Raw genomic sequence first — 8,000 nt, 5'->3', positions numbered from 1 at the left:
ACTCATGTTCAGTCCCGAAAAAAAGATATTTTACCATCTCTTCCTACTCTTTATTTTATTTTTCGGAGATGTCTAATAGCAAGGGGGGCGTTTTTTATGGGAAGACCAGCGACAATTACTATTAAAATATCAAATTGATTCAATTTTTATAAAAAACAGCGACGGCAGTGCTAATTATGCTAAAATTGCTACTGCTAGGGAACTGGAAATTCCGGTTGTGATAGTGCAGCGGCTGCAGATTCCCTATGCTGAGCAGGCTGCTGATGTGGAAAGGACGATCGCTTGGTTAATTAAGCAGTTATTAGTTATTAGTTATTAGTTAAATCCTTGGGGTGATCGGAATGTGCCAGCTCGCCTCCACTGAGGCTGTAGCAGCCAGACTGTAAGAATTGCTCTCCCCCTTAGTCTATAACCACTTAGACTACTATCAGCAGTTAGGTTTAAGATCGCTAATTTGACGGGGTGACAGCGCCTCTATATTTTTGAGAGCGATCAATTAAAAAATTTCTCAGTGCAAGGCTTTCCGGTTGCTGGTCACTGCCTCAGTAAAATTATTCTAATACCCATACTAAATAAGGAGACTCAAATATATGCAATACAAAAACGGTATGCCAATTGCCATTATTGGCGCGGGAATATCAGGCATTACGACAGCCCATATTCTCAAGAAAAATGGTTTCGCAGCAGTTGTTTTCGAGAAATCCGAAAAGATTGGCGGAGTATGGGCACTTGCATACCCAAACGTACACCTGCAAAATATCAGGGAACAGTATCATTTATCTGATTTTCCCTGGCCATTCACTCCGGATTTACATCCCACCGGAGAACAAATCCTGAATTATTTGGAGCAAGCGGTCAACCATTTAAATCTTGATGTGCGGTTAAATCATGAAGTTATGGAACTCAAAGAAACAGAAGATGGCTGGCTATTAAAATATAAAAACCAGGATGGCGTTCACGAAGAATTATTTGGATATGTCGTTATCTCAGTTGGGCAATATACAGAAGGAAAGTATCAACCTGAATTTCCAGGTATAGAAGATTTCGGCGGGAAAATTATCACTGAACGGGATGTCCACACGCTTGATATATTCGACAATCAACGAGTTGTAATCGTTGGTTTTGGAAAAAGCGCTTTGGACATGGCGACTTTCGCAGCAAAACAAGGCGCACAAGTAAATCATGTATTTCGTACACCGCGGTGGCTTGTGCCAGAACGAATTTTGGGCGTACATTTTACCTACGCATTATTCAGCCGTTTTGGAACAGTGATGATGACAAGTTGGGCACATCCAACCGCCATTGAACGTTTCCTGCACAATCGCCTTGGCTTCATTGTTTCAGCTTTTTGGGATTTGATTGCATCCATCTTCCGCTTTCAAGTTCAGCGAAATGTTTCTGGAAAAGATCGAGAGGCCCAGGGTCGAATCAAAGCTGTACAACCAGACCACAAACTATTGCCTGATTTACGTTCAGCCACAGCGGTTGCGCCTGAAAATTACTATCCGTTTATTGCAGAAGGAAAAATCTCGCCCCACCGTGCAGAATTATCTGGTTTTTCGCCAGAAGCAGTAAAGTTGAAAAATGGTTGTGAGATTCCATGCGATTTAGTCGTTCTATCTTTGGGTTCGCAAACGCCGATTTTTCCATTTTTGCCTGATAAATATCGAAAAATGTTGGAAACCGAACCCGATGGCGTGCAGTTATATCGTCACTTGCTTCATCCTCACATTCCTGGCATTGCCTTTGCCGGGTTCAATCATGGATATATGCACGTGCCAGCAGTCGAAATTGCCACACAATGGCTATGTGCTTACTTGCGTGGTGAACTTGAGTTACCTTCCTGCGAAAATATGGAAAAAAGTATTGAATATATCCGCGAGTGGAAACGCGCAAATATTCAATTTGAACCTTCGCGATCCTGTGCGATTAATACTCGCTTTCAACAATATATTGACATCATGCTTAAAGATATGGGTGTTTCTCCTTATCGAAAACTGCCTAATATTTTCGCTGAAATATTTGGCAGATATCAACCCTCAGATTATCTTGGCGTATCGGAAGAATATAATCACAAAAAGAAAACGCGCTCTACTCCATTACACCCTCTTCCTTTGGATACATGATTGCTTCCAAAGCTTATCAGGAGTCAATTGATATCAATTCCGGTGCAACGGAAATTATTGTTGACTGTTAACTGTCAGTCGAAAAACTAAATGATAGTTGAGTATTGACTGTTGATTCGATTTTACAATTCCGATGCTAGCGGAGTTGATATGACGCGCTATTCTGCTGCCCATTTCGCACTGATTGGAAAGGATATCCAAGCGTGGGTAAATTTATTTGCTGAAGATTCGGCATGATTTTTGAATCGCCTAAATCTTAAGTTTTATACCCAAAACCTGAGTAAATGCTGAGCATAATTGCTGATTGACAAATGGTTCCCTAGCTTAAGTTGTTATCTTAGGAATGAGCACTGCCTGGGAATACAAATCCCTCGGCTAGGCTTCCAATTCCAATAACTAATGCCCCATTCCCAATTTTCACTGCCAAATTATTTGGATTTTTTGGGACTATTCAAAGAGTTAAGATGATTGTTCATATCCTGCAAATATTTTGATAAAACAGGATACTGTGAAGTTGCTAGCAGTGCATCTTTTTTCTGGCTGACAGTTGTTTGTAAGGGCAAAACGCGATAGTTCGTTTTATTGTTTTGAGTATAGCGGTGAACCCAAGTTGGAATGGTTTGAATGCTGGTAATTTCTGTGCTTTTTTCGGGAAATGTTTTGCGAATATTTACTTGCAAAATTACGCCTAAATCGGTATATTTTTTATTCTGACCGGAAATGAAGTTTCCCATTGAATAAATTGCTACAGCTTTGCGGGTTTTGCCATTTTTTCCGGGAAAATTAAAAATCTTGTAAGGTTGGACGACGTGGGGATGGCTGCCGAGAATGATGTCTGCACCAGCTTTTAATAGGTTTTCCACTAATTGTTTTTGTTGGGGGTTTGGCTGTCGCTGATATTCATCGCCAAAATGCAGGGAAATTGCGATAATATCTGCTCCTTGTTTTCGGGCTTTAGCAATGTCTTTGAGTATCTTTTTTTCGTCGATTAGGGAAACTAAGTAATCTTTGCCTTTGGGTATGGGAATGCCGTTTGTGCCGTAGGTGTAGGCTAGGATGGCTAGTGAAATGTTATTTTTGGTGCTGATTAAAGTGCGTGAAGCTTCGGTGGCTGATGCGGCTGTTCCTGTTGAGGCAATTTTGCGATCGCTCAGATTGGCGATCGTCCTAATTACCCCTTTTTCTCCACGGTCTAAAGCATGATTGTTCGCGGTTGTCAAGATATTGAATCCGGCTTTTTTAGCAGCATCTGCTAATTGAGCCGGTGCGTTAAATAGCGGATATCCCGTATATCCGCCCGCATCTTCGCCCGCTAAAGGTGTTTCGAGATTTCCGATGACCCACTCGCCTGTTGATAGGATACTTTTAACTGGTGCGAAGAAACTGTCAAAATTGTATGTTTTCTTTTTTGCGTCGTAGCCCGATCGCGTTTGGGTACTGTGCATCATGATGTCGCCGACAGCAATTAGTTTTGCTTCTTTGATTTCAGACTGTGGTTTGGGGGGAACAGGGGCTGCAATTGGCGATCGACTTTCTGTAGTCTGTGTGTTAGTTTGTGGCGTTTGGACATTGCAGCCTGCGATCGAAAGCATGGCAATTATCGAGAGCAACCGACGAAAATTCATGATTTTTAAGAGTAATTTGTCGGCTAACATGGTATCATAAATAATTTCCTTACGGCTCAAAAAATGAAAAAAAACTATCTAATTCTTGCCTTAATTTTTTTTGTAGCAATTATGGGTTTTGGGGTTTTAACTTACGCTCAAACTTCGGGCGATAGACCTTTTGAATTTGCCTTAATTGGCGATTTGCCCTACAGTGCCGAACAAGAAGCAAAATTTCCGAGTTTGATTGCAGATATCAATCGATCGCCGGCAGCGTTTGTCGTCCACGACGGCGACATTAAAAACGGTTCTAGTGTCTGCGATGATGCAACTTTTGTCAGTCGCAAGCAGTTATTTGATAATTTTGAAATCCCATTTATTCTAGTTTATGGTGACAATGAATGGACGGATTGCCACCGTTCAAATAACGGCAGTTACGATCCAGTAGAAAGACTCGCTAAACTGCGGGAAATCTTCAACCAAGGTAATCAAAGTTTGGGAAAGCGCACCTTAACTCTCACCCGTCAAAGCGAAAACCCGCAGTTTGCTAAATTCCGCGAAAATGTTCGCTGGATTTATCATGGCGTTGTGTTTTTGGCGATTAATATGCCGGGAAGCAACAACAATTTTGGCCGCACTCCCGAAGCATATGCTGAATATGCCGATCGCAATTGGGCTAACTTAGCCTGGATCAAAGAATGTTTTGCTTTAGCCAAACGCAGCAACAGCAAAGGAATTGTGTTAGTTGCACAGGCAAATCCGGGATTTGAATTCGATCCGACGGACAAAAGAAGAAGCGGCTACAACGATTTTATCGCAACTCTGGAAACAGAAACAGGCAATTTCCCAGGGCAGGTTGTATTCGTCCACGGCGATACTCACTATTTCCGCATCGATAAACCTTTACCCCATTTTACCGATGAGACTCAATTACCGAGAATGAAAAATTTTACTAGAGTTGAAACTTTTGGTTCTCCAAACGTGCATTGGTTGCGGGCTTTTTATGACCCAGAAAATCCTAATTTGTTTGAGTTTAAGCAGCAGATTGTTCCGGGAGATTAGGCGACACAGCACATTTTTAATGCAAGATAAATATTTTTTTCGCTTACACGGAAGATAGGTAGAATTGAGGAATTTATTTATGACAATCGCAACTGGGCGCCTCACCCTGGAAGGATTTCTGAAACTGCCAGAAACTAAACCTGCCTGCGAATACATTGAGGGCGAGATTATCCAAAAACCTCTCCCAAAAATAAAGCACAGCCGATTGCAATCCAAAGCCTGCAATGAAATTAATCAGGTGACGGAAACTCCAAAGATAGCTTATGCGTTTCCAGAGTTGCGGTGTACCTTTGGCGGTCGATCGATTGTTCCAGATATTGCGGTACTATTGTGGGAACAGATTCAATTTGATGACAGTGGCGAACCAGTAGATGATGTGCTAATTGCACCGTATTGGGCGATCGAAATCCTGTCGCCACAGCAAAGCTCAAATCGCGTAACTAGAAAAATTATTCACTGTCTTCAACATAATTGTCAGTTGGGGTGGCTAATCGATCCAGACGATAGATCGATTTTAGCGTTTTTGCCCAACCAACAACCGCAATTCTGCGAAGGTAGCGATGTCCTTCCTGTGCCCGAAATGATTCCTCTGAATATCACCGCTGAACAGGTGTTTAGCTGGTTGATAATGCAACAATGAATCAGGGCGATCGTCTTTTTTGTACCACTTTTAAAAATCTCCAGGTGTGGTTTTTAGTGAAAACTTTAGCTTTTATCTCAACTAAGGACTGAAATCCTTACTACAAACCAAATTCCCTATTGCCGCCACCTGTCAAATTGGTCTTCGGAACAGCCATTAATAAATTGATTGCTCACCCAACCGTCAAGGATTGTCAAAGTTTCATTAGGAGGATTACCCGAAAATCTGGCCGCAATTTTCACCCAATTACCTTGTCTGCTGACAGCCCTAACTCCGTCTCCTCTTTTCAATTTAGCAACAACCGCGTACTTAGTGCCTGGGCCTTTGCGAATGTTAACAGCACCACCTTCACCTGTAATAAACGAGCAATGAGTTTGCTTTTTTAAAGCTTCTGCTTTTGCGGGAGAAAGATTTTGCTGCTTGCCGAAAACAGGAAAGCTGTAAAGTGAGAAGCTAAGACTTGCAACTACGGCTGCAATAAAAAAAGCTTTTGATTGAGTAAAAATTAGCATTATTTCATTTCCTTGGATTGACCGAACTGAAGTCCTGACTAGGATTTTTTGGAGAAAGACTTCAGTTCTTACTACTAACTGTTATTTGACCGAGGCAAACCATTCGGTAACACCTTGGGCGATCGCCTCAGCTAATTTCTTTTGTTCTGTCGGATTCACAATCCATTCAAACTCTTCGGGATTGATCAAAAATCCCAATTCCATTAAAACAGATGGAGTAACTGCAGGACGAGTCATGGCTAAGTTGTTCCAGAATACACCATAGCTCGGACGGTTTAACTTGGCAACTAAATAATTGTGCAAAAATATTGCCAAACTGTGCGCTTGCGGGTGAAACCAGAAAGCGCCGACGCCTTTAGTCTTAATGGCATCTCCGTTATCCGGCAAAGCATTGTAGTGAATTGAAATTGCGATCGCAGGTTCTTCTTTTTGAATCATTTCCACCCTCGGTGGCAAATCCAAATCGACATCTTCTACCCGCGTCATTACCACACTCGCGCCCCGATTTAGCAATTCCTGTTGCACCAATTTAGACACTGTTAAAGCTACTGTTTTTTCTCTAATCCCCACTGGACTCACCGCACCTCCATCCTCCGGCCCGCCGTGTCCCGGATCGATGAGAATTTTAATTCCCGATAATGGTTTTGCTTGCGAATTGGGCATCATGCTTGTATTCGCAGGCGGGTGTTTTAAAGACAACACTAAAGTTGTGCCATCGTATCTCAACTTGTAACCCCACTGCTGGGTAGATTTGAGATTAAAAGTGTATTGTACTTGCAGTGGCGAGATTTGTTGCCATTCCAAACGTGAAATTACCGGGTCATCAGAGACGCGAATAATGTCAGTTTGAGCGGTGGTATTGTACAGCGTTAAAGTAAAAGTGCCTTCTCCTTCCTGCACAGTGACTGGGACGGGTATTTCTAAGGGGAATAACACCTCTGTCCAGCCGGACACTTGACGCGAACTGGCGCTGCGAATAATCGATCGCGGAGGCACTGAATCCTGGACAATTCGCACTTCCGAGGCTTTAATCCAAGCACCGTAATCGAGTCTGAGCCATTCTCCCTCGCGCCCGATAACTGTTGCTCGCGTTCCCTTGGGCAGCGGTGTCATCCGAGAAAAATCTGTACTTGCCCCGGTTCTGGCAACACCAGGATCTGCTGTTACTTCGGCTATTTCTAAGTCAGCAGGAGAAAGAATAGAAATCTTGCCAGTACCTTGTTGGCTGATAGTTTGAGCGTTCATTGTTAGCTCAAATACAGGCACTCCTAATTCAACTTTTTCAGCCTTGGGTAGGGAAGATTTAGACTCATTGCTCCCCGTTGCCAAGGGTGGGTTAGGGGGAGTTTTAGCACAGCCTTGATACTGTTGGCTACCGCCTTTTTTGATGGGGGAATTTGCGTCTAACAGTACAGATGCGTTGTCGGGTAATTCGACTTGCGATCGCGCTTTTAAAGGAATAGTAATGCCTGCCAATTTTACTGAAACTTGAGCATTCGCAGGTGCGATCGCCCCAAAGCAAATATATTCCCCCGGCAAACTCGCCACATCGACTTTCGGTGTCAGGGAATCTTTAGCAAAAGCCAATCCTACAGGGACTTCCGGCTGATTCGACTCGCGCGTCACCTTAATTTTGACTTCCTGATTTTCGTAACGCAAGGTAAAGAGATTTTCGCCGAGTTGCAGGGGAAAAGTCGGGGCGAAATGCCCAGATGCGGTACGCGAAATTTGGTTGCCATTTACTAACACTTGTCCCGGTGCGGGCGCTGTACCGATTAAAAAGATGCGATCGGCTGTAGTTTTGTGGTTGGCTGGAGGATAAGAGACGAACAAAGGTTGAGCCGCCACAGCTACAGAGGCGATCGCCACGATCATCCCAAACACACATAATGCTAAAAATTTTCTCATTCTAAACCGCAACTAATTGAGACTCTGTTAGTTATTTATACTAGAACTTGCCCTAAGAAACCGGATTTCTGAGGATTAGCCGTAAGTCCTATTTACTATACAGGGCCCATTTTATCAGGTTTGTAGTTGCAATTGAGCGATCGGCAAA

The 8,000-nt window shown here is 43.0% G+C and carries 6 protein-coding genes and 1 pseudogene; 4 read left to right on the top strand and 3 right to left on the bottom strand.

The window, feature by feature from the left end; genetic code table 11:
• Window positions 1–97: 97 nt before the first annotated feature.
• Window positions 98–319, top strand: a pseudogene (locus QUA23_RS06445) (precorrin-6A/cobalt-precorrin-6A reductase); the annotation flags it as partial.
• A gap of 271 nt (window positions 320–590) precedes the next feature.
• Window positions 591–2,126, top strand: a complete 1,536-nt coding sequence (locus QUA23_RS06440) for an NAD(P)/FAD-dependent oxidoreductase (RefSeq protein WP_333074460.1) — start codon at window positions 591–593, stop codon at window positions 2,124–2,126.
• Window positions 2,127–2,554: 428 nt separating this feature from the next.
• On the opposite strand, the gene QUA23_RS06435 is transcribed toward QUA23_RS06440, so the two are convergent.
• Window positions 2,555–3,751, bottom strand: a complete 1,197-nt coding sequence (locus QUA23_RS06435) for a CapA family protein (protein ID WP_333074464.1) — start codon at window positions 3,749–3,751, stop codon at window positions 2,555–2,557.
• Between the two features lie 63 nt (window positions 3,752–3,814).
• Between QUA23_RS06435 and QUA23_RS06430 the strand changes: the two genes are divergently transcribed.
• Window positions 3,815–4,792 (top strand): hypothetical protein, encoded by a 978-nt coding sequence (locus QUA23_RS06430; RefSeq protein WP_333074459.1) that lies wholly within the window; start codon window positions 3,815–3,817, stop codon window positions 4,790–4,792.
• A gap of 79 nt (window positions 4,793–4,871) precedes the next feature.
• Window positions 4,872–5,432 carry a Uma2 family endonuclease gene (locus QUA23_RS06425; protein ID WP_333074458.1) on the top strand — a complete coding sequence of 187 codons (561 nt, stop codon included), beginning with the start codon at window positions 4,872–4,874 and terminating at the stop codon, window positions 5,430–5,432.
• A 116-nt stretch (window positions 5,433–5,548) separates the two neighbouring features.
• Here QUA23_RS06425 and QUA23_RS06420 read toward each other — a convergent pair whose 3' ends face one another.
• Both QUA23_RS06420 and QUA23_RS06415 read right to left on the bottom strand, forming a co-directional pair.
• On the bottom strand, window positions 5,549–5,944 hold the full coding sequence (locus QUA23_RS06420) for an SH3 domain-containing protein (protein WP_333074456.1): 396 nt from the start codon (window positions 5,942–5,944) through the stop codon (window positions 5,549–5,551).
• An 81-nt stretch (window positions 5,945–6,025) separates the two neighbouring features.
• A complete protein-coding gene (locus QUA23_RS06415; protein ID WP_333074455.1) occupies window positions 6,026–7,852 on the bottom strand; it encodes an N-acetylmuramoyl-L-alanine amidase in 1,827 nt (608 codons plus the stop codon).
• Window positions 7,853–8,000 lie beyond the last annotated feature (148 nt).

This window comes from Microcoleus sp. Pol1C5 (genome assembly GCF_036701115.1).
Classification (GTDB): Bacteria; Cyanobacteriota; Cyanobacteriia; order Cyanobacteriales; family Microcoleaceae; genus Microcoleus.
The sequence above is the reverse complement of the archived record's forward strand: the minus strand, read 5'-3'. Positions and strand labels throughout refer to the sequence as shown.